Source organism: Microcoleus sp. F4-D5 (assembly GCF_036704885.1).
Classification (GTDB): domain Bacteria; phylum Cyanobacteriota; class Cyanobacteriia; order Cyanobacteriales; family Microcoleaceae; genus Microcoleus.
In genome coordinates, this window is record NZ_JAUBSX010000039.1 from 22,033 (window position 1) to 47,684 (window position 25,652).

Annotated in this window: 23 protein-coding genes; 8 read left to right on the forward strand and 15 right to left on the reverse strand. The window is 44.4% G+C overall.

The window, feature by feature from the left end:
* Positions 1–17 precede the first annotated feature (17 nt).
* Complete coding sequence (locus QUA80_RS18730) at positions 18–206, reverse strand: hypothetical protein (protein ID WP_333235813.1); 189 nt, start codon at positions 204–206, stop codon at positions 18–20.
* Here QUA80_RS18730 and QUA80_RS18735 point away from each other — a divergent pair.
* Positions 205–867: a hypothetical protein gene (locus QUA80_RS18735; RefSeq protein ID WP_333426616.1), complete on the forward strand. Its 663-nt coding sequence runs from the start codon at positions 205–207 to the stop codon at positions 865–867. The two genes, QUA80_RS18730 and QUA80_RS18735, sit on opposite strands and share 2 nt — an antisense overlap.
* 91 nt (positions 868–958) lie before the next feature.
* On the opposite strand, the gene QUA80_RS18740 is transcribed toward QUA80_RS18735, so the two are convergent.
* Together QUA80_RS18740 and QUA80_RS18745 are read right to left on the reverse strand one after the other, a co-directional pair.
* Positions 959–1,651, reverse strand: coding sequence for an MAE_28990/MAE_18760 family HEPN-like nuclease (locus tag QUA80_RS18740; RefSeq protein ID WP_333426617.1), 693 nt, complete (start codon positions 1,649–1,651; stop codon positions 959–961).
* Between the two features lie 2 nt (positions 1,652–1,653).
* Positions 1,654–2,574 (reverse strand): DUF262 domain-containing protein, encoded by a 921-nt coding sequence (locus QUA80_RS18745; protein WP_333426618.1) that lies wholly within the window; start codon positions 2,572–2,574, stop codon positions 1,654–1,656.
* Positions 2,575–2,589: 15 nt separating this feature from the next.
* On the opposite strand from QUA80_RS18745, the gene QUA80_RS18750 reads away from it, so the two are divergent.
* Positions 2,590–4,275: a hypothetical protein gene (locus tag QUA80_RS18750; protein ID WP_333426619.1), complete on the forward strand. Its 1,686-nt coding sequence runs from the start codon at positions 2,590–2,592 to the stop codon at positions 4,273–4,275.
* A gap of 291 nt (positions 4,276–4,566) precedes the next feature.
* On the opposite strand, the gene QUA80_RS18755 is transcribed toward QUA80_RS18750, so the two are convergent.
* Complete coding sequence (locus QUA80_RS18755; RefSeq protein ID WP_333426620.1) at positions 4,567–4,821, reverse strand: hypothetical protein; 255 nt, start codon at positions 4,819–4,821, stop codon at positions 4,567–4,569.
* 674 nt (positions 4,822–5,495) lie between these two features.
* Between QUA80_RS18755 and QUA80_RS18760 the strand changes: the two genes are divergently transcribed.
* From QUA80_RS18760 to QUA80_RS18770, 3 genes are all read left to right on the forward strand, one after another.
* Entirely contained in the window at positions 5,496–5,639 is a 144-nt protein-coding gene (locus QUA80_RS18760; protein ID WP_333426621.1) for a hypothetical protein, read from the forward strand.
* Between the two features lie 11 nt (positions 5,640–5,650).
* Positions 5,651–7,048: a lamin tail domain-containing protein gene (locus tag QUA80_RS18765; RefSeq protein WP_333426622.1), complete on the forward strand. Its 1,398-nt coding sequence runs from the start codon at positions 5,651–5,653 to the stop codon at positions 7,046–7,048.
* 406 nt (positions 7,049–7,454) lie between these two features.
* Entirely contained in the window at positions 7,455–7,679 is a 225-nt protein-coding gene (locus QUA80_RS18770; RefSeq protein WP_333426623.1) for a bacteriocin, read from the forward strand.
* Between the two features lie 102 nt (positions 7,680–7,781).
* Here QUA80_RS18770 and QUA80_RS18775 read toward each other — a convergent pair whose 3' ends face one another.
* The gene (locus QUA80_RS18775; RefSeq protein ID WP_333426624.1) at positions 7,782–7,970 is read right to left on the reverse strand and encodes a hypothetical protein; all 189 of its coding nucleotides are present in this window, start codon (positions 7,968–7,970) and stop codon (positions 7,782–7,784) included.
* A gap of 207 nt (positions 7,971–8,177) precedes the next feature.
* Between QUA80_RS18775 and QUA80_RS18780 the strand changes: the two genes are divergently transcribed.
* Entirely contained in the window at positions 8,178–8,354 is a 177-nt protein-coding gene (locus tag QUA80_RS18780) for a ribbon-helix-helix domain-containing protein (RefSeq protein WP_333426625.1), read from the forward strand.
* Between the two features lie 117 nt (positions 8,355–8,471).
* Here QUA80_RS18780 and clpB read toward each other — a convergent pair whose 3' ends face one another.
* From clpB to polA, 6 genes are all read right to left on the reverse strand, one after another.
* Positions 8,472–11,087 (reverse strand): ATP-dependent chaperone ClpB, encoded by a 2,616-nt coding sequence (clpB, locus tag QUA80_RS18785; protein WP_333426626.1) that lies wholly within the window; start codon positions 11,085–11,087, stop codon positions 8,472–8,474.
* On the reverse strand, positions 11,074–11,256 hold the full coding sequence (locus QUA80_RS18790) for a hypothetical protein (protein ID WP_333426627.1): 183 nt from the start codon (positions 11,254–11,256) through the stop codon (positions 11,074–11,076). Before QUA80_RS18790 ends, clpB begins: the two co-directional genes overlap by 14 nt.
* A 169-nt stretch (positions 11,257–11,425) precedes the next feature.
* Positions 11,426–13,141 (reverse strand): ATP-binding protein, encoded by a 1,716-nt coding sequence (locus tag QUA80_RS18795; RefSeq protein WP_333426628.1) that lies wholly within the window; start codon positions 13,139–13,141, stop codon positions 11,426–11,428.
* A gap of 259 nt (positions 13,142–13,400) precedes the next feature.
* Positions 13,401–13,922: a hypothetical protein gene (locus QUA80_RS18800; protein ID WP_333235822.1), complete on the reverse strand. Its 522-nt coding sequence runs from the start codon at positions 13,920–13,922 to the stop codon at positions 13,401–13,403.
* Positions 13,923–14,475: 553 nt separating this feature from the next.
* Complete coding sequence (locus tag QUA80_RS18805; protein ID WP_333426629.1) at positions 14,476–15,048, reverse strand: thermonuclease family protein; 573 nt, start codon at positions 15,046–15,048, stop codon at positions 14,476–14,478.
* An 11-nt stretch (positions 15,049–15,059) separates the two neighbouring features.
* Complete coding sequence (gene polA / locus QUA80_RS18810) at positions 15,060–18,113, reverse strand: DNA polymerase I (protein ID WP_333426630.1); 3,054 nt, start codon at positions 18,111–18,113, stop codon at positions 15,060–15,062.
* A gap of 224 nt (positions 18,114–18,337) precedes the next feature.
* Between polA and QUA80_RS18815 the strand changes: the two genes are divergently transcribed.
* Complete coding sequence (locus tag QUA80_RS18815; protein ID WP_333426631.1) at positions 18,338–19,639, forward strand: J domain-containing protein; 1,302 nt, start codon at positions 18,338–18,340, stop codon at positions 19,637–19,639.
* Positions 19,640–19,699: 60 nt separating this feature from the next.
* On the opposite strand, the gene QUA80_RS18820 is transcribed toward QUA80_RS18815, so the two are convergent.
* The 4 genes from QUA80_RS18820 to QUA80_RS18835 form a co-directional block, all read right to left on the reverse strand.
* Entirely contained in the window at positions 19,700–21,451 is a 1,752-nt protein-coding gene (locus QUA80_RS18820; protein ID WP_333426632.1) for an EAL domain-containing protein, read from the reverse strand.
* Between the two features lie 176 nt (positions 21,452–21,627).
* Positions 21,628–22,017 (reverse strand): histidine kinase dimerization/phosphoacceptor domain -containing protein, encoded by a 390-nt coding sequence (locus QUA80_RS18825; RefSeq protein WP_333426633.1) that lies wholly within the window; start codon positions 22,015–22,017, stop codon positions 21,628–21,630.
* The gene (locus QUA80_RS18830) at positions 21,920–23,035 is read right to left on the reverse strand and encodes a PAS domain-containing protein (RefSeq protein WP_333426634.1); all 1,116 of its coding nucleotides are present in this window, start codon (positions 23,033–23,035) and stop codon (positions 21,920–21,922) included. Before QUA80_RS18830 ends, QUA80_RS18825 begins: the two co-directional genes overlap by 98 nt.
* Positions 23,036–23,725: 690 nt before the next feature.
* Positions 23,726–24,922, reverse strand: a complete 1,197-nt coding sequence (locus QUA80_RS18835; protein ID WP_333426635.1) for a WD40 repeat domain-containing protein — start codon at positions 24,920–24,922, stop codon at positions 23,726–23,728.
* Between the two features lie 297 nt (positions 24,923–25,219).
* Here QUA80_RS18835 and QUA80_RS18840 point away from each other — a divergent pair, with 297 nt between their 5' ends.
* Entirely contained in the window at positions 25,220–25,594 is a 375-nt protein-coding gene (locus QUA80_RS18840) for a DUF1257 domain-containing protein (protein ID WP_333131495.1), read from the forward strand.
* The last annotated feature ends 58 nt before the right edge of the window (positions 25,595–25,652 follow it).

Sequence of the window (25,652 nt, forward strand, 5' to 3'; positions counted from 1 at the left end):
GTTTGCCGGATGCTGGCTTACCGACGGAGTAAAGTGCTGAGGATACCCGCAACAAAAGACAGCAAAATCAGTATCCAAATGACACCGCCGGGAATGAAGGTCAAGATACCAACACCTCTAAGAATCCAAACTAGGAGGGTGACACCCAGGATAGTCAAAAAGATGCGGGTAGATAGTCGCATTTGAAATCTAGGAGAATTAGTCATGTTGAATCTTAAAGTTTTGTCTGGATCAATGATAGCTGTTTTATTGGCGATCGGCAGTTACCTCACCTTAATTTCAGATCCCGGTTCCGCTGTTGCGCCTGGGGCTAAAAATGCGCTGGCAGACGCGGCAAAGGCTGCTCAAAAAACACCTTCTACAAGTTTAACAATTTCCGATCGCACAATTGGAGCGGCGAAGGTGGGGATGACTTTCGGAGGATTGAAAAAGGCTCTGGGTTCCACGGCGCAGTTTAAGGTAGAGTCTCCTTTTATGGTAGACTTTGATTCTGTGGCAGTTAGTCGATCGGGAAAAGTGCAATATCGGATTATTTACGCTGCAGGTACAAAGCTAAAAGATACGGATGTCATTGAACTTTTGATGACTGAGAATTCTAATTATAAAACAGTTCAGGGCGTCGGGCCGGGAATGACTCTGAAACAAGCCGAGGCCATTTACGGCAAAGCTACTTTATCTTATAACGTGGATAATGAAATGAGAGAAGGGGTTGTATTTGCCAAGCAACCCACTAGAAACATTATGTTTGTTCCCAAGGCTGATGGGAAGCAGTTTGCGGGAGTTTATGGCGCTGGTAAAGGGGGATTTTATCAGACTAATAAGTATCACCCGAATGCTGTAATTAAGTCTGTGATGGTGCGGCAGTAGCCTTCGCATGATTCCCAGAAACCGGGTTTCTTCCGAGATATCTCGCCACCCAACCTAAATCATCCGAGAAACCCGGTTTCTTAGGCTAAAATTAAGGAGTACCTGTAGTTATGTCCAAATACTCTTGATTGTCAAGATAAATTTTAATATTGTGCAGTATTTGACGTAGGTACTCTATGACTTCCTTCTTAATCTCTACAAGTTCCTCAATAGTCTGATCTCGCCCCACTTCCTCAAAAGACTTAACTCCGTGGGCTAAGTCGTTCCTGTTGCGTTTAATAACTACAAGGTTTTGCCCGTTCTTTGTCTTAGCAAAGTCTGTTTGATATGAAAAACCGTATTTTTCTGCTATTTCTTTAATCAACCTAGCATCCACATTCCCTGAAAATAATTCTTCGCGTTCAAATGTAGCTGTGATGATGTCTATAGATATTTGGTTAATTTGTAAATGAATTTTCTTGGGAGAACGGTTTTTAAGATTTTGAAGAACAATCATTTTGATTTCTGGTTTGAGTTTATCGAAGGAGATTCCTTGATTTTTAAACTCATCAAATATGGCTACAATAGCATTTCGCATTGTCGATTCAACTAAGTTATACAATAACAAAAAACCATTGGCTTTTAGAGTTTTTGTTAACTCAGGATTAAGACTTTGTATTTGATATTGTCCAGCACTATCGGCGACTGATAACTTAGTGGTTTGTTTGATTAAGCCATCTAAAAAGATGAAGTAATCATCTACCTCTTGAGCGCGTGTATTGAAATCTAAGAGTACAGTATTCATCTTTAGCCCAGCAGTCGATCGCGGACATATTCAATGCGTAAAACTACTTTATTTTTAGAACTGCTAGCATCAGATTTTGTGAGATCCTTAAATTGTTGTGAATTGAGAAATTCTGTTGACCTTGGCTCAAGATTGCTGTTTTTTCTTAAAGCAAGAGCAACACCGACAGCCAGAGACTCGAATTTAATCCTAGTTGTTGTTCTCGCGCCATTTTTACCTTGGCGAAATCCTTGAGGAAAATATTTTTCTACAAAGTTTAGCATTGACTCGAATTCTGCCCGCATTTTTTGGCGATCGAATTTCGGATCTGCATTTACTTGCTTCAGATACTCATCAAGGAATATGTTTATCTTGCTATTAAACTTCTCATAGTTATTTAAAAATGCAAAAAAACGCAACACAAATTCTTGCGGTTCGCGACTGCGAATAGCAGACTCAGAAAAAGCGCATAATTTGCGGAACTTGTCATGTTTCGATAGTTCCTCAATCAGTTCGAGAAACTGACCTGGCAGTATGCCTCTGCGCTTTTCCATCTCGTTTAGATCGACGCTACCTGTATTAATGCGTTCAAATAAATCTCTTCGCGTTTCCTCATTTGCACTTTCAGTTAGTTGAATCATCCGAAGTGTAGTGCGATTGAAGCGCCTCTGACGGGCTAGGGACAAATCAGAAAACTTAAATCCATTTAAACTCTGTATTTTCTTTAAATCTGTCAACGTTAATTCGTTATTGATAAATCTAGTTAGAGTCCGAATGCGTTGTGTACCATCTATTATTTCTAAACGGGCTTCATCGTTTTCGTCCTCATGGATGTCAGCAACAAAAATATAAGGTATTGGCAGGCCCAAAATTATAGACTCAATGTATCCGCTCAATAAAGAGGGGTAACAGCAAAAAAGAAGGTTCACAAATACGAAGAGCATGGTAGAATATAAAGCATGACGCAAAAAACATCTGCTGACCAATTAGTAGAGACCTTACTGCAAAGCATTGAGCCATCTGAGATTGCCGACGAATCATTGCGTCGTACGGTGTCCATATTGCTGAACCTTGTAGAGCAATTACAAGCAGAAACCAGAGAATTACGAGCCGAAAATCAAAGATTAAAATCTGAAAACAATCGCCTGAAAGGAGAACAAGGCAAACCAGAGGTCAAAGCTAATGGAGCGAAAAAGTTAAAAGAGAACTACTCATCGGAAAAAGAGCGAAAAGCACCAAAAAAGCACATTAAAAGTAGTAAAAATGCTCTGGTCAAAGTTGACCGAGAAAAAATCCTGGAGTATCCTGAAGCAGAACTACCATTCGATTCAGAATTTAAGGGTTATGAAGAGGTAATAGTTCAAGACATTTTACTGAAAACAGATAACGTGTTATTCCGGAAAGAGAAGTATTACTCACCTTCAGAAAAGAAAACATACTTAGCATCGTTACCATCCGGATATGATGGAGAGTTTGGCCCCGGAATAAAAGCGTTAGTTATGAGCCTGTATTACGGGGGAAACATGACTCAAGGGAAGCTATTAGATTTTTTAAGCAATATTGGGATTTCAATGTCAGCCGGTTATTTATCAAATCTGTTGGTAAATAATTCATCAAAGTTTGAATCAGAATTTAACGAAGTGTATGTATCCGGATTAGCAAGTAGCCCCTGGCAACACTTAGACCAAACAAGTGCGCGTGTTAAAGGAGTAAATCACACTACAAATATAATTTGCCACCCATTATATACAGTTTATTTTACAACCTTAAGAAAAGACCGATTAAGCGTACTTGGAGTATTACAGAACAACCGAGAACTTGAGTTTATTCTATCTCCACTTACTTACCAGCTATTAGATAAGTTCAATGTACCCCAGAAGTGGAGCCATCAAATTAAAGGATTGCCGCAAGAAATTCCGTTGAAGGGTGATGAGTTTAACTCCTTGCTGAATCAAAATCTGGGTTCTGTAGGCTCTCAACATCGTACCAGGATTTTAGAGGCAGCAGCGATTGCTTTTTATGCTCAGCAATCCCAGATTCCGGTAATAAAAACTCTGGTGACTGATGATGCACCCCAGTTTAAATTACTCACAGATGATTTATCTTTATGTTGGGTGCATGAAGCAAGACATTATAAAAAGTTAAGTCCCTTTGTTACTTGTCATCAAAAAAAGTTAGACAAGTTTCTTGATGATTTTTGGGATTACTACCGAGAATTATTAGCTTACAAAAACTCTCCATCTGGATTAGAGAAGCTCAGGCTCAAATCAAAATTTTGGGAGATTTTCGGCAGTCTAACTGGTTATGAACAATTAGATGAACGAAAAAAATTAACTTTGAGTAAAATATCTGAGTTGCTTTTAGTTTTGGAGCATCCGGAATTACCTTTACATAATAACCCTGCCGAATTAGCTGCTAGAACAATCGTGCAGCGACGAAATATTAGTTATGCAACCCAAACTTGTGAAGGAACTAAGGCGATGGATGTTTTCATGTCTCTGGTGGCGACTACCCGCCAATTAGGAATTAGCTTTTTTGAATATATGCACGACCGTATTTCTTACCTGGGAAATATTCCATCTCTAGGGACGATTATTCGTCAACAATCTTCGGTTTATTCTCTGGGTGTGTCCTGGTCTGATTGAAGAAATTCAAAAAAATATAAAGGCTCTGAATTATTGGTCCTTGATTCCTGTAGTAAGTGTCGTATAAACCCACGGTTAATTGTGACTTTAGTGGCTAAAAAAGACTATGACATTCTTGATTTTATGATTAATAATATGTCATATTCTACCATGCTGTGCCTAGATTGTTAACCTTCTTTTTTTACTGTTATACCAATTCACTATGAAGATACACTAAATGAAGCTGATGTCTTTCTGGTTGGAACTATATCCTTAGCGTTCTATTAAATGCAGCTTCATAGTGAATTGGTATTACCCCGATTTATTGAGCGGATACGACTCAATAAACTTTGACTGCCTTGCTTCATCCCAAGCCATTTCACGTTGGTAGTCGGGAATGAACAACTCATTGGTATCATCATCCTTCCCTTCCATATATTTTTGAACGAGTATTTCGACTGGATACTCTTTGGTATCGTAATTAACTAGCTGCTGCTTGTCGCGGATTTCGGCTTCAGCAGCATCAACCTTTTTGTGTTGCTCGGTAATTTCTAGTTTCGATCGCATATTCTTAAATAATAATCGGATATTGCGGAGTGAATAGACTTATCGGTACTATGATTTTACCATGAAAATTTGGGACTTACTTCGTACAAGCGATCGCACTTATCAAAAAAAGTGCGTGAAGCGAAGCTATCCCGTAGGGAATCGCCAATGTTTAGTTAACTGAAACCGCCTCAAAAATTACCATTTATAACGCGCTGGTGACAGGATTGGAATGACGGCCCAACGCCGATAAACGGTGACTTTCCCCAGTGCGATCGAACACAACCTCAAACTTAACGTGAGGTATAGTTGGGGTAAAGACGAGATACGTGCATTCCGAGGACACGAGATTAAGAAACGTAACAAAAGCTATTGATGTGCGCTATTACAGGAAGTGGATGCGGGATGAGGCTCTGAAGCGGATTGGGCATTTGTACCCGAAGGTGAAACTGCCACGGAAAAAAGGTAGGGATGAAGCAACAGTGATTGCTTGGTTGTGAGCGAGGACGGTAAAGTGTCCTAACCCGGCTTGTGGGTGTGAGATACCGTTGGTACGATCGTAGTTGCAGTTAATTCTGGCTCGCAAGTGTCTTGATTGCTGGCTGGAGTGTTTAGATTCTTGTTACAGGGCTTGTTCCGTTCTCTCCCAATATTTTTTATCATTTTTATCGTCCTATTTTGTTTATATTAAGGATATGTCTATCAAAGCGAGCGATGGAGTTATCATTCCTTTTGTGATTAATAATTTCCACTTAGAAGTGAGAATTTTGTCACAGCAACAATTAGCCATCTTTCCCTGCACCCACACCAGTAAGTCTACCAACTACTCCGAAGGTTAGGAACCGAGTCTATGAACAAAAAATTAGGCAAAATCTTTCTCGCTAATGATGCTTCAACTTTAAGTAACGTCGGATTTGAACAATCTCCTGACTCGGCTATTTTTGCTAAAAATATTGCCAATTGGTTTACGGGCGGTCGTCCAGGCAAGTTTCATTCTTACATTGATCCGGATCTAGCAGAATCTGAATCGGCTTTAGCACAGACAATGACTGAAGCCGGTCATACATGGACGGTTGGATATGATATCCCAGAAGATGTGGATGCGATTTTTACACATGACACTGGTGTTGATGAGACTAGAATCAGAGATTTGCTTGGAGCCGGAGGGAACGTTTACTTCGCTGCCGAGACGGAAGATGAGGACTATGCTGAAGCGTATAACTTTAACTGGTTTCTTTGGGAATTGGGTTTACAGTTTAAAGAGGGCTATAACGGGATTTCAGGAAATCAACCCATTAATAGCTCTCATCCGATTTTTGCGGGAGTTAAATCTCTCTATCAACGCAATGGCAGTTCGATTATCGATTTCCAACCATCCGAGCAGGCCAATCAAATTCTCGTTTCTAGTCCTGATGGAGAAGGGCTGTATGCAATACTCGATCTCTCACAGGCAACACCCCACGTCAGGATTTCGAGGATTTTTTCGGACGGAAGCGTTAAATCGACTGAGGCGGACGAATATATCGCGATTGTCAACGAGGGGCTGGTTGATATAGATATATCAGGCTGGAAAATTCACACAGACAATCGCAATCAAGAATTCTCTTTTCCCACGGGGACAGTCTTGAAAAAAGGAGCTGAGTGTCGAGTTTATACTAACGAAGCGCATCCAGAGTCAGGCGGCTTCTCTTTCGGTAGCAAACGCTCTGTTTGGAATAACTCTTCAGATGAGGGACGGCTGTATGATACTCAGGGAAATTTGATGTCTAGCTATGCTTATACTGAGCACAGTCAAAAACTGTCTAATCTAACTTCATCCCTTGGCTTAGACAATCTAATCCTAGAGGCAGATCCAGAAGCGATTAAGACACAGAAAGCTTTAGGCGGTCAGGTAACTTTTGAGGAAGCATTGGACACAGCATACTATAGCTTTGTAGGCTTTGTAGGTGACTACCCAGAAGAAAGCTCGGTTACAGAGGTGATCGCTGCTAATGCTGCTGCTGTGGGTGTGCCATACGCTTATTTTAATGGCGATCATGAACCCTCGTCTTACCACTATATGCAAAAACCCACCACTAAAATTACCCTGTGTACTCCAGAGACACCGATGCTCCCAACAAAAGGGGAAAGCATAGAAGCTAACTGGATATTTATGTTACAAATTCCTGAACTCAACACAGTACATTGGGCGATTATCGACCGTTTGGGCGAAGAAGAAGTGTACAACTACGGTCGCAAATTGTCCTGAGCCAGAGGCTTTCGTCTAAAGGGGTGCGGAATGTCTGATTTAATATTTTCCGAAAAAAAATCTATCGAAAAGTCTGGGTCAGGCTTTCCTTTTTCCCCGCTAGACTGACAGAAAGAGCAATTTGCTCCGCTTCTACTTTCCGTTGCCCTATGATAACTTCTCAGTAAACTTCCCGTCGATTAAAGCGATCTGCGCTGATGAAAAACTTTGTGACCTTTGTGCCTCTGTGGTTCCTCAAATTCGCTTTGAAATTCGCACCGGCCAGGGCAAAGCTCCAGAAAGACCCATTAGCCGCAAAGGTGCTATTTGTCAACTTACTGCCGGACTGATTACTATTTAAAAAAAAGTGTATAAAGTATTGTATGTACGCAAGTCCGTAATGTTTTTACGGGGACTCAGAATACTTATGAGTCAAATCGAAATCACTAATTTGCAGTCTGCCGAGCTATTTGAAGAACTGAGCGACGCTGAACTAACAACAGTGGTAGGGGGAGCATCTGCAACAGCGGACGTAAATGCAGATTCAAAGATAGGGTTAGACGAAGATGTTTCCAGTGCCATTGTGCCGTTTGTCGGTCTTGATTCTGCTAATACTAAGTATGCTCAAGAATTAATCAAGAGATTGACTTGATTAATGAGAGTGCTAGATTGGAAGATTAAACCCTTAGACTAAATCATTTCGGGAGCATCCCAATTTTGTAAGAAGACAAGAGAAAGGGGAATTTATTCGCGATTATAACTCGCGAATAAATACGTCGTGTCCGATGCAAGCCCGTATCTCGGCTATACCCCTAGTTTGACGCAAAAACTTAAAATGCCCCTCTGCATCGGAACGACTGCGGAAGCAGGCGACAATCATCCATTGATGAGAAGGTAACAAACGGGCGATCGCCCAACAGTGCAAGCGGTCTTTATAAGTCATAATTGAATACACTCCATTGCTATTTTTGGAGCCAAAGCCAGCCCGGAACCTTGGACAGTAAGGGGCTGGCTTCTGACTTTTTAGGGTCTGAACCCTATATACACTTATAGCATCATTTGATGTTATTAGATGCAATTGACATAAAAATATAGAAAATGATGTTAAAGTGTAAAATTAAAGACAATTGAAGTAAAGCCGTGCCCACCTATGCCTTCACGAATGCGAGTTACAGTTACACTGCCAGAAGACGTTCATCAAGCCTTGTCTGAATGGGCCGAAGAGGAAGATAGAACCCTCGCCAACTTGCTCTCCCATGTCGCAGCTAAAGCAGTTAGAGAGCGCCAAGAGCAGAAAAATGAAGAATCTCGGAGCGATCGCCCTTAAGAACGATCGCCCGCAATCCCATCCGCGTCCATCCGCGTCCATCCGCCTACATCTGCGGTAAAAAAAAGAACCCTCGCCTCAAAAAAATAAGGTGGGCCGCAGCCCACCCTACCCAAATTATTTCGCAGTCACCAACTGTGCCGGCAGCCGCTTAAACGCCAACCTTTCATTCTCGATATCCACAAAAATGGTATCGCCGTCAGCAAAATCTCCCCGCAAAATACCCTTCGCCATTTGCGTTTCCAACTCGCGTTGAATTCCCCGCTTCAAAGGCCGCGCACCGTACACCGGATCGTAACCAATTTCTGCTAAGAAGTCGATCGCAGATTCCGACAATTTCAGAGACATTTTGCGATCGGCTAACCGTTTTTCCAAGCGCTTAACTTGCAACAGCACAATCTGCCGCAGTTCCGTCTTACTCAAACCGTGGAAGATAATCATTTCATCAATCCGGTTGAGGAATTCCGGGCGGAAAGTTCCCCGCATCGCTTCCATCACCCGACTCCGCATTAGTTCGTTATCTCCCGCCACATCTAAGATGTATTGAGAGCCGACATTCGATGTCATAATAATCACAGAATTCTTAAAGTCTACTGTGTGACCTTGAGCGTCGGTAACGCGGCCGTCATCCAAAATTTGCAGCATGATGTTGAATACATCCGGGTGCGCTTTCTCGATTTCATCGAATAGAATTACTGAGTAAGGACGGCGCCGCACGGCCTCAGTTAATTGTCCGCCTTCATCGTAGCCGACGTATCCCGGAGGCGCACCAATTAACCGTGAAACCGCGTGTTTCTCCATGTATTCCGACATATCAATTCGGACGATCGCTTCTTCGGTATCGAACAGATAAGCCGCTAATGCTTTCGCCAACTCAGTTTTACCAACACCCGTGGGGCCGAGGAAGATAAAACTCGCAACCGGACGATTTGGATCTGCCAAACCTGCGCGCGATCGCTGAATTGCATCTGCAACCGCCGTCACCGCTTCATCCTGTCCAATTACCCGCTTGTGCAGTTCACCTTCCAAGTGCAGAAGTTTCTGCATTTCCGATTCAACCAACTTGCTGATCGGAATTCCCGTCCACTTGGAAATAATCTCGGCAATGTCACCTTCTGTAACTTCTTCCCGCAGCAAAGTTTTACCTGTGGTTTGAGTTGTTGACAGTTGAGATTCAGCTTGTTGCAGTTGTTTTTGCAATTCGGTTAACTTGCTATATTTCAACTCAGCAGCCCGGTTCAGGTCATATTTTAATTCAGCTTGCTGAATTTCAATATTGACCTTATCAATCTGTTCTTTAATCTTTTGAATGCTGCCGATGACATTTTTTTCAGATTGCCACTGGGCATTCAAAGCGCTTTGCTGTTCCTTGAGATTGGCTAAGTCTTTTTCCAGTCTTTCCAAGCGTTCGATCGAAGCAGAGTTACTTTCTTTTTGCAGCGACAGTCTTTCCATTTCTAGCTGCAAAATCCTGCGGTCGATTTCGTCTAGTTCTTCCGGCTTGGAGGTAATCTCCATTTTGAGTTTAGCCGCTGCTTCGTCCACTAAGTCAATGGCTTTGTCTGGAAGGAAGCGATCGCTAATATATCGAGTAGACAAAGTAGCCGCCGCCACTAGGGCGCTGTCGGAAATTTTTACCCCGTGGTGAACTTCGTACCGTTCTTTCAAACCCCGCAAAATCGAGACAGTATCTTCAACTGTCGGTTGGTCAACATAAACTTGTTGAAAACGGCGTTCTAGTGCCGCATCTTTTTCGAGGTATTTGCGGTATTCGTCGAGAGTTGTAGCGCCGATACAGCGCAATTCTCCCCTCGCTAACATGGGTTTGAGCAAGTTGCCGGCATCCATCGATCCTTGAGTTGCACCGGCACCGACAACGGTGTGAATTTCATCGATAAATAAGATGACTTTGCCGTTGCTGTCGGTAACTTCTTTGAGTACCGCTTTCAAGCGTTCTTCAAATTCTCCCCGGAATTTTGCACCGGCAATTAACGCGCCCATATCTAAGCTAATTAATTGTCTGTCTTTGAGAGATTGCGGCACATCTCCGGTGATAATTCGCTGGGCGAGTCCTTCGGCGATCGCAGTTTTTCCGACTCCCGGTTCCCCAATTAGTACGGGGTTATTTTTGGTGCGGCGGCTCAAAATTTGAATCGTGCGGCGGATTTCGTCATCGCGTCCGATTACCGGATCGAGTTTGCCTTGACGTGCGGCTTCTGTCAAATCTCGGCCGTATTTTTCCAGCGCTTCGTATTTGCCTTCTGGATTTTGATCTGTCACTTTGTTGTTCCCCCGGACTTGGGCAATTATGTCTTTGAGTTTGGCTTCATCTAGTTTAAATTCTTGCAGTAGATTTCTGCCGAAGCGATCGTCCTTAACGTAACCTAGTATCAAATGCTCGATCGAAATAAATTCATCGCCGTACTCTTTTCGGTAAGTTTCGGCGCGGTCTAGCAGGGTGTCGAGAGAACGACCGAGATAAACGTTGCCGCCGCTTCCAGTGATTCTGGGCTGGCGGCTGATAAACTCGTCAGTGCGATCGCGCAATTTTGCTACAGAAACTCCCGCTTTGTTAAATAAGCTGCTAGCAAGTCCCGATTCTTGTTCCAGCAAAGCTTTCATCAAATGTTCGCTTTCTAGCTGCTGCTGCTGACCTGCTTTGACGATTTCTGGGGTGCGCGCGAGGGCTTCCCAAGCTTTTTCTGTAAATTGATTTGGATTATTCGGTTGCATAAATTTTAATTCCCTGAATTGAAAATGATTGATACTGTAGAGGCAATTGCTCGATCGCCCGTACAATCATCATTGTAGGGAGTTGGGGAGGGGGGACGGATCGGTGTTCCCGTATATTGAGATAGGTATTTCCGCCCTGTGTTTCACCTTCCGGTTCAAATTCGGGCAATATGCAATAAAATCTAGCAATGATTAATTATTCAGGTAGCTTTGTAGTCAGGAATTTACTTTTCTTAAAACTCCTTGGGACGATCGTACTCAGTACCAATCTTATAACTGATTTACGATCGCGCGTTAGCGGAGCCCTCGAAGAGGATCGAATTTCAATCTGATATCATTCATGCCTGCATCACCACCCGTTCCGGGAGACTGACAATAAAAGTTGAGCCTTTACCGTCTTCGCTTTCAACGCTAATTTCGCCGCCGAGAATTTGACACAAACGCTGGCTAATTGTCAATCCCAAACCCGTCCCTCCGTATTTGCGGGTAGTCGAAGCATCAGCTTGGGTAAAAGGTTTAAATATCTGCTCTAATTGCTCGTCCGTCATGCCAATGCCGGTGTCGCTGACTCGAAACATTAAAACTTGAGAAGTGTAGTTTGAACTCGACTGAAAATCATTATTTTTATTAGGTTTCATCGGTCTTGATTTTTCAATTTTAATTCTTTCCACGCCGATAGTAATGACGCCTTTTTCGGTAAATTTGGCAGCATTGCTGAGCAAATTGAGGAGAATTTGTCGCACTTTCGGTTGATCGGCGTACATTGTGCCGAGTTCGCCTTTTGTTTTCAGTGCTAAAGCATTGCCTTTTTTTTCTACTAGCGGTTGAGCCGTAGTCATCACTTCTTCAATCATGGTCGCCACGTCAAAGTTTTCCAAATAAAGGGTGACGTGACCTGCTTCTATTTTGGAAATGTCGAGGATGTCGCTAATCATATCCAGCAGGTGTTTGCCTGCGGTTTGAATTTTTTCTAAGTCGGGGAGAAAGTCTTCTGAACCAGAATCTTGAGCATCTTCTTGCAGCATTTCGCTGTAGTTAATGATGGCGTTGAGGGGGGTGCGTAGTTCGTGGCTCATGTTGGCGAGAAATGCACTTTTCGAGCGGTTGGCAGCTTCGGCTGCTATTTTTGCTTCGTGCAATTCTTCTGTGTATTCCGCTACTCTTTGGATTAGTTCGTTGAGGGAAATTGCTAGCATTCCCACTTCGTCGGAAGTAGTGACGGGTACTTGCAGGTCAAAGTTCGATTCTTCTGTCACTCTCTGAGCGATCAGGGTTGTGGCTTCTAAGGAACGAGCGATCGCCCCGCTGGTGTATGCTGCTAGAATTGCTGCGATCGCACCTGATATCAAGAGAGAGCAAACGAGAATCAGAGTTCCGAGTTTTTCTGCTTTGTCGTAGGTACTCAATGCCTCATCTGCTTTCTCGCCAAAGCTGCCGGCCAGTTTGGCTGAATCCTGCGAAAACTGTTCGAGTTTCAAAGCGGTTTCGCCAGCAGCAAAATTGTTCAAGTTCTGCTCGAAAGCCTTCTGCTGCCTCGGATTTAAACCAGATAATTTCGCAGTCGCCAACAATTTTTGTACTTCTTGAAAGTATGATTCTACAGTTTTGCCGTTGACTTGAACGAACTGTTGAAGCAGTTCGTAGTCTTTGGCCACCTCGGGATTCTTCGTGGGTGGAAAAGTTTGCAGTTGTTCGAGGATGCCGCTCATCTGAGCAACGCGAGCCAGGAATTCCGAGCGTTCGCGATCGAAAATTTGCGGTTTTGCCGTCAGACTCGCCAGCTTTTGCTGCTGAATTCTGACTTCCTGCACGGTGTTATTGAGGTTGGTCAAGATTTCCCCTTTATCTCGATCGAGCGCCAGTTTTTCCCGCACCTGCTGTTTGTAATAAATTTCTACTCCCCGTCCCGCCACAGCACCCACAATGGCAATACAAATGACCAAGGCGTATCCGCAGCCGATTTTCTGCCTGATACCCAAGCGAGTGAACATATTTCTCAAATCTGTTTGAGGGGGGTTATGGGGTTGATTTTTCGAGGCTAAGGTTGAAGACATGGGCAATATACTCGTCACCCTGAGAGGCACTATCTATATTCTAATTGATGCCTGCGTGAGGGTAAATAGAGTTTTTCATGCCCAACCAAATTTCGGCACTTTCGGGTCTGTGCAGGGTTCCACTGATTTCTCTGCTTGACAGTTTGGCTAATTTGTGAATAACTAATTAAAATTTACGAGTTATAAGTTGCAAGTTATGAGTTAGATTGGTTATTCACAACTTAACTCTACTCACAACTCACAACTTGTAAGTTTTCCTCTACTGGCAAAGTCGAAATTGTGCTATCTCAGCAGGAATTTTTGAAGCATTAGGTACGTTTGCAGAGGCAGGGACGAAGATTCCCATGCCGAAATTGCAACCCTCTGCCTTCTTGCATTCCCCAGGCTTAGCACTGATTTGATATTCGCCTTGGGATGGGGGAGTAAAAGAGATTGACGCCAGTTCGCCTGTTTTTTGACTCACAGCGATTTCCTGGCCGCTTGCATCCTTGAGAGATAAGTTTAAATCCTGGCAATTTCCGTCGCAAGTGGCAACAAAAACATACTCCACATTAGGATGCAGCGTGGCTCTAAAAGGAGATGAAACTTGGTTGCGAACTTGGCCCAGCAACGGCACAAATACTAATTTTTGACCGTTGCCTTTCCGCTGGTCAACTTCTGTTTTCAAGCGACAAACAACCGTTTTCTGGTCGTCGGTCAGTTCTTGAGCAATCGCATTTCCTACAATTGCAGTACCGAGGATCAGGGCAATGCCGGAAATAACCAGATGTTTGAAATTCATTGATGTCCCTTAAAGTTAATTTTGGGTGATTGCAATAGACCGCTTTTGTCAGCAGTCTATTGGTTTATCTGGAGCCTATCACATTTGTTGACTTTTCCTAAAAAACAGGTCGGAGAAAAGTGCAATCGAACTCATGTCTGGTTTTAGATGAATCTGGCGTCAGCTATCGCCGAAACTCCACTGATTGCGGACGGTAGGAGCAAAACCTCGTCCTGATTGTATTGTACTAAATTAGGGCGATCGGCATCGGACTCTAGAAACCCGGTTTCTGGGCGGATGCGGAACAGCTAAACCTAAGATTTATAGTAGAGACCGGGTTTAACAAGACCTGAATGAGTCCAAGACTGTAAATATCTGATACAGGTTCCCAGATTCCAGACCAACAACATAATACCAATTTAAAAAAATCTCGCTACAATCCTCAATCTTATACCAATTATTAAAAGTCGTAGCTCCCCGTCAGGACACGGCATTGCCGTGTCCCTACTCAACATCCATCCGTTAAATCCGTTAAATGCGTTCTACAATCCCTTGCCTAACTTCCTGCTTCCCCTCATTTATCGCTGTTGCGAAATTTCCACGCAGGAACAAATTTAGAATCTCCCCAAACGCCGCGGCGATTTTTCTTAGCTTCGGCTTCCGCTTGTTCCAGAACACTTGCACTCGGACAATTTTTCAAGTAAGGACGGTAAATCATTGCCAATCCTTCGCGGGTCAAAACTTCTTGGGCAAATGTGCCGTTTGGCAAGCGAACTTCGCTAACTTTGCGGCCGTAGCGGTCAGTATCGGTGACGGTCAAAACAACGCGACCGCCCCCTTGTTTGACTAGCTGCTGCATTCTTTGGTGCGCTAGATTTCCCCACTTAAATTGATTTTTTAGTGCTGATGCTTTGCTATTTTTTTCAGCATTTGTGTGCGCGATTTCCGGTGCATCTACACAGGCAAAACGCACTTTGATATCTTTCCCCGCTGCATCGCTGGCGACAAGGGTGTCGCCGTCGCTGACTCGCTTGACAGCATAGTTGTTGGCCGCTAACTTTTGCGGACACCCGAATAGCAGCAATAGCAGAGTAACTGCACTTAAGGTTTTTATTGTTGGGAAAATCCCGATTTTAGTTTGGCTCATATTTCTCTGTTTTATTTAGTTTCCATCCAATTCTGCCCTGCGTGGATGTCAACTATCAGCGGTACGCTAAGTGGCAGAGCATTTTCCATCGCCGTTCTAATTTTCGGCTGCAATTCTTCCCATTCATCGGGAGGCACTTCAAAGATTAATTCGTCGTGAACTTGCAGCAGCAGCCGCGCCTGATAGTTTTGCAAAATTTTGTGTACCTCAATCATGGCAAGTTTAATGATATCAGCACTAGAGCCTTGAATGGGAGCGTTGGCTGCAGCCCGCAAAGATTGGGCGTCATCTCTGCTGAGAGATTTAAGTCTATCGGAGTGAATGTCTTGGGGATTGCGACCTTGTAAGTCGCGGAGGCTTTCGCTCTCGAATTTTAAATAGCGGCGGCGGCCGAGTATTGTGGTAACGTATCCGAGGGCGATCGCCTCTTTTTTTACTTTCTCCAAATATTCAAATACTTTACTGTAACGCTGGTTAAATCGTTCAATAAACTTTTTACCGTCTGCTGAAGTTTTGCCCATCGATCGCCCAAACTTAATCGCCCCCATACCGTAAATTACCCCGAAATTAATCGTTTTGCCAAACCGTCTTTCGTCGGGAGTTACTTCCTCTTTTTCAAACAGCAGTTGAGCCGTCACGGTATGCACATCTCGGTTATTTTGATAAGCTTCAATTAACACAGGTTCTTGACTCAAGTGAGCCAAAATTCGCAGTTCAATTTGAGAATAGTCAGCCGACACCATCACCCAACCTGCTTCCGGCAAAAAAGCCTTGCGAATTTGCCGCGAAAACTCGGTGCGGATGGGAATATTTTGTAAATTAGGATTAGAAGAAGAAAGCCTTCCCGTACCCGTTGCAGTTTGGTTGAAATCTGTATGCACTCGCCCGGTATCCGCACGCACTAACTGCGGCAAAGCATCGACATAAGTTGATTTCAACTTGGATAATGTTCGGTGTTCTAATAAATCGTCTACAATCGGGTGGTCTCCTTGCAATTTATCCAAAACAGCCGCGTCTGTAGAGTATCCCGTCTTAGTTTTGCGAGACTTTTTCTGAAACTCATCCGGGATTTTTTCTAACAAGATTTCGCTGAGTTGTTTTGGGGAACCTAAATTAAACTTTCTCCCCGCTGCTTGATAAGTTTTTTCTTCTATTTCTTTTAAGCTATTTTCTAGCTGTTGCGACAGTTGTTGCAGGTAAGCTGAATCAATGCGAATTCCGCAGTATTCCATTTCTGCTAAAACTGGTTCTAGGGGCTGTTCTACTTCCAGCAGCAACCCCTCCAAAGTTTTTCCGGGAAAGCTAGTTTTATCAGCTTCCTTCAATTCTGCTCTAAGTTTACCTACTAACTGAAATGTAGTGTAAACATCCATGCCGCAGTATTCGGCTACCGCCGGAATGCTGATGTCAGCAATTGTTTTGTTTTTCGGTACTAATTCGCTGTAGGTTTTGGGAGTAATTTTTAAGTGTTTTAAGTGTTTTCTTATCAGTTCGCTGAGGCTGTGGCTGGTTTCGGGATCGAGTACGTAACTGGCTAGCATGGTGTCGAAGACGACTCCGGCTAGTTTGATTCCCTGACAGCGCAGGATCGATCGATCGAACTTAGCATTTTGCAGCGCCTTGGGATAATTCTCGCTTTCCAAAATCGGACGCAAAGCATTTAAAACTGTGGCTTTGTCCAAGTTTTTGCCGGTTTTGTGTCCGGTGGGGATATAAGCGAGATCCTCTTCACCGATTCCCCAACAGCAGCCAATTCCGACTAATTCGGCGTCTCGCGGTTCGATCGCGGTGGTTTCGGTATCCCACGCCACGGGTGAGGCTTTGTCGGTGCAGGTTTGCAGCAGTTGGACTAATTCGTTTAACTGTTCGGTTGTTTGAATTATTCGCGGTTTAATTGGCATTTTGTTTTGCTGCTGGGCGGCTTTAGTTTCTGCGGGACTAAAAAACCACAAGTCGTCGTCTTCGTCTTCTGAACTTTTAGAAGTTGCAGTTAACTTATCTATTGTGGGGAGTAGGGGTTGGGCATCTTGCCCGCCCTTGGCCACAGGCAAAATGCCTGTTCCACTGTCTGTTGAATTGATTGTGGGGAGTAGGGGTTGGGCATCTTGCCCGCCCTTGGCCAATGGTTGTTCTACACCGCCAAACCGTTTTTGAATTTGTTTAACTTTGCTTAAAAATGTTTTAAATTCCAACTTTTCCAGCATCGGAATCAAGGCGGATTCATCAAAACCTATAAGCTGGCAATTTTCTAAATCTACTTCCAAGGGAACGTCTTGGACAATTGTCGCCATGCGCTGAGAATGATAAGCAGCTTCTTTGCCTTCTTCTAGCTTTTTCTTAGTTGCTCCTTTAATCTCGTCGATGGCTGCATAAATTCCGTCGAGGGAATTGTAAGCCTCCAGCAATTGCAGGGCGGTTTTGTCGCCGATGCCTTTGACTCCGGGAATGTTATCGGATTTGTCCCCGCAGAGAGCTTTGTAATCTACTACTTGTTCGGGCAAAATACCGAGTTTGGCTTTGACTTCTTCCGGGCCGTATTCTTGGGATTTGCCTTTGCCCGATCGCCTGAGTTCATCGGTACTCAAATACAATACGCTGATTTTTTTTTCGGTTTCTACTAATTGAAACAAATCTCGATCGCCCGTGAGGATTTTGACCTGATAACCGGCCGCGCTGGCTTTGTTTGCCAAAGTTCCCAAAACGTCGTCCGCCTCGTAGCCTGGAGCAGTTATGGCAGGTAAATTCAAATAGCTGAGGAGTTCTTGCAGGTTTTTGATATCCGGCTTAAAATCTTCGGGCGTTTCGGCTCGACCGGCTTTGTAGGTGTCGTCTGCTTCGTGGCGAAAAGTGGGCGTGGCGAGGTCAAAGGCGATCGCCATGTACTGGGGGTCGTGGGACGCCATTACTTCCAGCAGCGACTTGAGAAAGCCAAAACAGACGCTGGTGGGAATGCCTGTCGTAGTTCGCAAACCCCCATCTCGGCTTTTGGCAAAGGCGAAGTAGGAACGAAAGGCCAGGGAGTGGCCGTCAACTAGGATGAAGGTGGGAGCTTGATTTTCCGACACAGACACAGTTACCGATCGCGCGAAAGGATTTTCTCATTGTAGCCAGTTGTCAGTCTGCATCGATCGACCGGAAGGATGACCGAAAGACTTGAGAACGGTTGACAGTTGATGGGATCTCTGCTTACTGTGCAGCTTGGCTGAGAATAGTAGAAGATGTTAAGTGCGATTCCCTAAGGGATAGCTTCGCTTCACGCCAATTTACCAACACCTGCCGATCGAAGCCTATGGCTGACATTAATCGATGCTACGAAATCCTCGAAATTGAGCCGGGAAGTTCCCTAGAAGAAATTAAGCGGGCTTACAGGGATTTAGCGTTTGTGTGGCATCCCGATCGGTTTGCCCACAACGACCGCCTGCAACAAAAAGCTCACCAAAGATTAACAGAAATTAATGAAGCTTACCAGCAGTTGGTGTTGTTTCTGAGTCAGCCCGAATCATCGAGGTCGATCGAAAAACAGTTTCAGCAGCCGCCGCCCCCGCCCGAAAAGCCGCTGAGAAGGCGTTCTCGAAAATCAGCCGCCACGCCTGGTTCCCAGCGCAGTCAAACCCGCCCAAAAGCCGTCTCCAAAAAAATTCAAACTCAAAACAACTCTTCAACCAAGAAACGATTTACCACTCACAATCGCCAAGCGCGGCGGGGAAAAAAACAATCTGCCACAAGCGTTGCGAGGAAAGCGCGGCCATCTCTAAACTATTCAAACCTTACCCCCAAAAGGAAAAAAGAATTTCCCACTCAATACTCCAAACCGCTACCATCTCAACAATATTCAAGCTTCCCTTGGGCCTCACTGGCAATCGCCGTGGCGAGTTACGCTTTGACCGGTTGGATTTTGACGGTATCACGTGCCCCGCTGTGGATGTGGGCTTTAATCTGCGGTGCAGATTGGCTGTGGGCCGCGATTTTGCTGGCGGAGGGTTCGGCAACGCCTAGAGTGTGGCTGGCGGCGTTAGTTTTGGCTGGGGCGGTAGGGGGGTCGATCGCCGGTTTTCAGGCGGGAGGAATGGTAACAGGGGCTGCTTGGGGCGCTGTTGGGGCTGGTTTGGGGGCGATCGCCAGTTCCGAGGCCCAGTATCGGGCTGTGGCTGCTGTTTTGGCTGTAGGGGGAGTGGTGACAGTGGTGGGATTGATGGCGGGAACGGATTCTGGGGATTGGGTCAACGCCTTGGCGGCGGCCGTGTGTTGGGCGGTTGTCGGCTTGACGTGCGGGCTGGCTGCGGAAGTAGGCTTGAATTCCCGGGGCCCCATCGGGCTCTCTGGTGCGATCGGGCTGGGGATTGGGGCGTGGGCGGGGGCTTTGGCTGGGGCGGGTTCTGAGGCGATCGTCCAAGCTTTGGCTATCGCCGGGTCTAAGACTGTTTATGGGGCTTGGGCTGCGATCGGGATTATTGCTGGAGTTGTGGCGCGGATAGTAGCTGCTGAAAGGTCGATCCACACTGGCAGCGGGCTTTACACGTTTATCCTGCTGGTAGCAACTTCGGGTTTTGGATTGTGGCTGGGAAATTGGTTGGGCGATCGTATCTTTTGAATTAATCATTAGTCATCAGTAATTAGGGAAAATTATCCATTACCCATTACCCATTACCCATTATCCTATTTTATAGCAACTGCCAAGACGATTAGAAGTTTCTTGTTTGTTGAAACCCGAGCTTAAAATTGCTTCTTCCTTCTTCCTCCAGCATAACTCCCAGCACTTACCGCTTTTCAGCAGCGCTTCAAATTCAGCCCTTGGCAAAGGCTGGCTGAAAAAATAACCTTGAATTTCGTCGCACTTGCGATCGCACACAAAAGCAAGTTCCGACTCATTTTCTACACCCTCAGCAATCACAGTCATGTTCATGCAGTGTGCCATTTGAATAATCGCTATTGTAATCGCTGCATTTTGGCGATCGTCTGCAATATTCCGAATAAAACTCTTGTCAATTTTGATCGTATCAAACGGAAAGCGTTTCGGATAACTCAAAGAAGAATAACCAGTGCCAAAATCATCAATTGCTATCCTAATCCCCATATCTCTCCACACCGTAAAAGCTTCAACGGCTGCCGTTTCATCTTCCAAAATCAGACTTTCCGTTAATTCTAATTCCAGACATTTAGGATCGAGATTAGTTTCTCTCAATATCTGTCTGACTCTCTCCGTCAAGTTTTTGCGATCGAACTGGCGGGCTGACAGGTTGACGGCTACCCGCAGCGGCGGCAACCCCTGTAATTGCCAAGCTTTAGTTTGCCTGCAAGCAGTCTCTAAAACCCATTCGCCCAGCGGTGCAATCAAGCCCATTTCTTCAGCCATTGGAATAAATTCTGCCGGAGAAACTCTGCCCCTTTCTGGATGGTTCCAGCGCACCAAAGCTTCAGCACCAACAATTTTACCTGTTTTAATTTCTATTTGTGGCTCATAATAAACTTCAAACTCCGAGCGTTTTAAAGCATTGCGGAGGCAAGTTTCTTGAGTAAATCTATTGATAGAAATACTCGCCGCTTTGGCAGTATAAAACTGATATTTGTTGCCACCTTGTTGCTGAGAATTGTACATGGCTGTATAAGCATTTTTCAGCAGTTCCTCTCCATCGCTGGCGTCGCTTGGAGATAAAGAAATGCCGATACTCGCCGTGACGTACAGTTCCGAGCCTTTGACAATCATAGGTTGGGCTACAATATCTAAAACGTTTTGAGCCATCTTGGCAACCTCCTGTTTTTCGGCAACTGGTTGGAGAACAATTGCAAATTCTGCTGCTTCCAAACGAGCCACAATATTAATGTTCTCCGTGCAGTTAGTCAGCCGCTCCGCAACTTTGCAAAGTACGGAGTCGCCAATATCGTGTCCTAAGGTACTGTTAATCCGGTTAATCCTATCTAAACTGAGAGTGACAACAGGAATCATTGCTGGCAATGCTTTTTTGTTATTTAATAACTGACTTAGCAGTTCTCGCAACAGCGAACGATTTGGCAAGTTTGTCAAGCTATCGTACAGCTCTCGGTGGAGAGCTAATTGAATAGTTGCGTGTAATTTTTTTTCATCAAAAGGTTTGACAATATAGCCTAATGGTTTGCTTCCATTGACGCGCCACAACGTGTTTTCGTCAGGATAAGCTGTCAGATAAACTACCGGAATTTGAAAGCGCGATCGAATTTCTTCTGCTGCTAGAATCCCGTCGATTGCTCCTTGCAGGTTCACATCCATTAAAACTAAATCCGGCCGGAGTTCTGCTGCTGATTGAATCGCTTCTTCTCCGGAATAGACAATACGAGTTATTCTATATCCTAGAGATGTTAAACGGTCGGAAATATCTTTTGCAATGATGTTTTTGTCTTCAACTATCAGAATTGTTTTCTGTGACATTAACTTTTCTCCTACAAGTGCTATTTGGGTTATAAGAATGTTAGCTTTAAATTCGTGCTAGCAGTTTTTAATATTGGTCTTTTTTTGTTTTGCGAATTTGCTTGACTAAACACCCGATCGATAGCCAACGTAATCTTAGCAAATTTAGATAATCTAAGTGTTGAATAAAACCCATTCTACTGTCCCTCACCGCTAGCACGCAAACTCTGCGATCGTCCTGGTGAATTTTTTTTTATTTTACCTTGAGTTTGTCCTCTCAAAGCATACTTCAGGGAATTTGTTACAAGCTCGTCGATCGTGAATTTGCAAGGAACTGCCGTATGAATATTGAGAGAATCCGACGCAATATTTGTTTGAAATGTGACGCCTGCTGCCTGAATTTCATCAGCTTCTAATAAATGGTGGGCTAGATTTTGGATGTATTCCGCAAAATCAATGTTTGACAAGTCTTTGGATTGAGAGAATTGTTCATGAACCAGGCCCGCTGACCTGACTAGGTTTTGACTTTTTTTTAACATTTCCGTAACTTGGCTGTCTTGGATATAGCGGGACTGAAGTTTGAGCAAACTGGAAATAAATTGGAGGTTGTTTTTGACGCGGTGGTGAATTGGTTGGAGGAGGACTTCTTTTTCTGGATCGCTGGCGATCGCTAAGATCTGTCGCCGTTCCGCACAAGCCTAAAATAGCGCCGTTTTCCGCTTGGTTGACGATGGTGTTGACGCGCAGGCGGACGGGAGTACCGTCTTTGCGAATGTGTACTGTTTCGTAAGGAAAATTAGCGGTTTGTAGCTGAATGTTGGTTCTCGTTAAAATTTGCGCCAATATTTCTATTTGTCTTGTTTTTTGTTGGGGAACCAAAAACTCGGTGAAGCGACGGTTGAGCATTTCTGGCGGTTCGTAACTGTAGATGCGTTTGGCTGCGGAATTGACAAAAGTCAAGAGGCCTTCAATATCGATCGACCAAATCAATTCTTCGGAAGTTTCTAGGAGGTTGCGGTACTTTTTTTCGCTTTTGGCAAATGCTGCATTCCAGACTGCCGCCTGCTGCTGAAGTTTGTCTTCTAATTCTTGATTTGCCGTTTCCACAGTTGCGATGGACTGCTCGCGCTCGCTAATTTCAGTAGAAACACCGACTGCCCCGACAACTTCGCCGTTTCCATTTCGCAGCCCTGCCGATCGAATTTCGTGAATAAAATGCTTCTCTCGGACGTTCCAAGTGCGATCGTTTCGTGTTAATACCTCGGCAATATTTTCTAAGACATCTGGCTGGCTGCTGTAAACTTCAAAAATCGACAGCCCGACAGTGGCATCTGGTTTAAGTCCCAAATTTTCTAATCCTTTCCCTGCTGCAAGGGTTGACTTGCCGTCTCTGTCTGTTGCCCACAGGAAAATCGAGACACAACTGACAGTGACGTGCAGGGTTTCGTTGGCTTGTTTGAGCCGATCGATTTCTGTGTAAAGCGACTTCTGGGTGCTGCTTAATTCTACCGTTAGTCGATCGGCTTTTTGCTGCCAACTGGCAGCAGTGTCGCACATTTCTGCGGGATTGCGGGAAGGACAGATGAATTGGTTGCAGTGTGACATGGTTACTTTGGGATGCACTGTATATTTAACTGCGGCCTATGTTTTAAGCATAAACTTTTTAAGTCAATTATTACACTTAGCAATAATACTCATGCGACGAGCCAAATGCGATAGTTTAAACCTAGTTTCAAGGATTCAGTAATGGCGGCTAGCTCAGGTTTTATGGCTACGGTTCACAAATTGATAGCAAGGGGAATAATGCATGCAAATCGGTATTTTTACGGTAATTATTTGTAGTCGGGCAAAAAGAAATTCCGCAATTCTCAGCTTGCACAAGAACTGGGATTGTAAATTTATTATATTTGTTTGCGTAGATTCACGTACCGAGGCATCGGGAATCGGGAGATATTAAACAGTCTAGGACGCACTCTTAATATCATGTCCGGTCAATACCAGTCATAAAAGGTGTTTGTAGTTAGAAAGTCCGTCCGAGCGAGTTTTATGAGAATAGTCCTGAACGCAGGCTTGCCTTGCTAAACCGGGTTTATACGAAAAAAGCTCGGGTTGAGTGATAGAAAATATAAGAATAATATCCTTTCCGTTTGCATCGAAATAATTTTTTTGGGAGTGGGGTACTCGCGTGACTTCAATTAATAGCCGTCAATAAAAATACAACAGTAGACCCTGCTCCCAACCCATAGCCGAGCAGTCATTCCCAATTCTTCAAGTCTTTAATCTAAAATATAAAATCTAAAATGGTATAACTCCCCAAATTTTGACAGTTTTGTCTATACTGCCGCTGATAATAGTTTCACCATCGCTGCTAAAAGTAAGACAAGTAACAGAGTTTTGATGTCCGCTAAGAGTGTGAATATGTTCGCCGGTACTGGCATTCCAAAATTTGATATTACCATCGGCACTAGCACTGACAACAGTGCGTCCGTCGGGACTAAAGGCGATCGCATTTATCGAGTTAAAATGCCCTGCCAAAGTGATTGGACTATCTGGATTCGATAGCTGCCGCAGTTGAATGTTTCTGTCCCAGCCGCCAGCCGCCAACGTCTGCCCGTCTGGGCTCAAAGCCAAACAATTCGCATAACCTTTAATTGTTTGGGAGCATTCTCTGCTGCGGAGGTTCCACAGTTTAATTGTACCGTCAGAACTGCTGCTAGCGAGAGTTTGTGCGATCGGGCTAAAAGCAAGACTAACAATTCCTGCTTTATGAGCTCCCCAAGTTAAATGACTGCCAAAAGTACAGATTAACTTTCCCGTCTCTAAATTCCAAATTTTGATAGTAGTATCTGCCGAACCTGTGGCGATAACTTGACTGTCGGGACTGATGACAATTGCGCTAATTTCTGCTTCATGTCCGAGGGAAGTATGCCGCAATTCTCCTCCCTGCCAAATTTCGATCGCACGGTGTTTCGGAGTATTTCTGCTCCTTACAAAAACTTCGCTTTCTTTGCAAAGGACAAAAGTTTCTTGAGCGCGGGGATACTTGTCAACAGTATAGAGTATTTCTCCTGTATCTACATCGCAAATTCTAATTATTTTCCCGTGCAAACTCGCCGTGCGAGATCCTCCAGGACTAATCGCAACATTTGTCCCAGTTTTGACAGTGCGGATGCAGTCAAAAAGCTTGTAAGGGATGAATTCTTTTAAAGCTTGGCGCACTAAAGGTTCTGTGCTTTGTCGCAAAATTAAATAAGCAACTCGCTGCACTTCTGCTGCGGGGTCAAGCAGCGCCTCCATTGCTAAATTTAAACCAGCGCCTCCGTATTTAGGAGCATCTTTAACAGCGGCAATTCGCGACTCGATACTAGGACTGTTGAAGCGCTGCTTGACCCCGGCGATGCCTCCCAAAACTGCGCCGGCGATCGGGATTTGACTTTGACCGCCGAGGACGGCATCATATTCTCTGGGTTGGTTAGAATTGTCGGATATCATACGATTTTAGATTTTAGATTTTAGATTTTAGATTTTGGATTTTAGATTTTGGATTTTGGATTTTGGATTGAAGAATTGGATGAGTAAAAAAAGCGAACTCACGCACTGATGAATCGGGGCAATTGTTATCGGATACCCTGTTTTTAATTTCTGCACAGATGAATCCGGGGGCTTGTAACCTGGCTGCTTTCGCTGACGCTCAAACCTGGTTTAATATCGCAACTTCTAACTTATTGACTGTTGCCGTTTATAGTATTATAATCAAATCAGCGTTTCACACAAAAATCCGAAAGTGATATGTCACACTTCACAACGATCAAGGTTCAGATCAAAAACGGCGAACTGCTACATCAAGTGTTGGAAGAGTTGGGTTATCAAGTAGAGTCCAATGTGCAGGTGCGGGGTTATCGGGGTGACAAAACTAATGCCGAGTACGTGATTCGGCAATCCAACGGTTACGATTTGGGTTTTCGCCGCAGCGGAGAGGATTACGAATTGGTGGCGGATTTTTGGGGCGCTCGAATTAACCAGCAGGAATTTGTCAATTCAATCAGTCAAAAATACGCGCGCAAAAGTTTGATGGCGGCGGTCCAGTCAGAGGGTTTTCATGTTGAAGAAGAGGAAACTTTGGCAGATGGAACGGTGAGAGTTGTAGTGGGTCGATGGGTTTAATAATCGGGCTTTGTGAACTCGTTTTTATGTAGCCAGGACTTACGCAGAATCGGGTGAA

Excerpts from the sequence above, each read along its gene's own strand:
- QUA80_RS18735 (WP_333426616.1), top strand. The coding sequence starts at position 205 with ATGTTGAATCTTAAAGTTTTGTCTGGATCAATGATAGCTGTTTTATTG.
- QUA80_RS18730 (WP_333235813.1), bottom strand. The coding sequence starts at position 206 with ATGACTAATTCTCCTAGATTTCAAATGCGACTATCTACCCGCATCTTT.
- QUA80_RS18740 (WP_333426617.1), bottom strand. The coding sequence starts at position 1,651 with ATGAATACTGTACTCTTAGATTTCAATACACGCGCTCAAGAGGTAGAT.
- QUA80_RS18745 (WP_333426618.1), bottom strand. The coding sequence starts at position 2,574 with ATGCTCTTCGTATTTGTGAACCTTCTTTTTTGCTGTTACCCCTCTTTA.
- QUA80_RS18750 (WP_333426619.1), top strand. The coding sequence starts at position 2,590 with ATGACGCAAAAAACATCTGCTGACCAATTAGTAGAGACCTTACTGCAA.
- QUA80_RS18755 (WP_333426620.1), bottom strand. The coding sequence starts at position 4,821 with ATGCGATCGAAACTAGAAATTACCGAGCAACACAAAAAGGTTGATGCT.
- QUA80_RS18760 (WP_333426621.1), top strand. The coding sequence starts at position 5,496 with ATGTCTATCAAAGCGAGCGATGGAGTTATCATTCCTTTTGTGATTAAT.
- QUA80_RS18765 (WP_333426622.1), top strand. The coding sequence starts at position 5,651 with ATGAACAAAAAATTAGGCAAAATCTTTCTCGCTAATGATGCTTCAACT.
- QUA80_RS18770 (WP_333426623.1), top strand. The coding sequence starts at position 7,455 with ATGAGTCAAATCGAAATCACTAATTTGCAGTCTGCCGAGCTATTTGAA.
- QUA80_RS18775 (WP_333426624.1), bottom strand. The coding sequence starts at position 7,970 with ATGACTTATAAAGACCGCTTGCACTGTTGGGCGATCGCCCGTTTGTTA.
- QUA80_RS18780 (WP_333426625.1), top strand. The coding sequence starts at position 8,178 with ATGCCTTCACGAATGCGAGTTACAGTTACACTGCCAGAAGACGTTCAT.
- clpB (WP_333426626.1), bottom strand. The coding sequence starts at position 11,087 with ATGCAACCGAATAATCCAAATCAATTTACAGAAAAAGCTTGGGAAGCC.
- QUA80_RS18795 (WP_333426628.1), bottom strand. The coding sequence starts at position 13,141 with ATGTCTTCAACCTTAGCCTCGAAAAATCAACCCCATAACCCCCCTCAA.
- QUA80_RS18800 (WP_333235822.1), bottom strand. The coding sequence starts at position 13,922 with ATGAATTTCAAACATCTGGTTATTTCCGGCATTGCCCTGATCCTCGGT.
- QUA80_RS18805 (WP_333426629.1), bottom strand. The coding sequence starts at position 15,048 with ATGAGCCAAACTAAAATCGGGATTTTCCCAACAATAAAAACCTTAAGT.
- QUA80_RS18815 (WP_333426631.1), top strand. The coding sequence starts at position 18,338 with ATGGCTGACATTAATCGATGCTACGAAATCCTCGAAATTGAGCCGGGA.
- QUA80_RS18820 (WP_333426632.1), bottom strand. The coding sequence starts at position 21,451 with ATGTCACAGAAAACAATTCTGATAGTTGAAGACAAAAACATCATTGCA.
- QUA80_RS18830 (WP_333426634.1), bottom strand. The coding sequence starts at position 23,035 with ATGTCACACTGCAACCAATTCATCTGTCCTTCCCGCAATCCCGCAGAA.
- QUA80_RS18835 (WP_333426635.1), bottom strand. The coding sequence starts at position 24,922 with ATGATATCCGACAATTCTAACCAACCCAGAGAATATGATGCCGTCCTC.
- QUA80_RS18840 (WP_333131495.1), top strand. The coding sequence starts at position 25,220 with ATGTCACACTTCACAACGATCAAGGTTCAGATCAAAAACGGCGAACTG.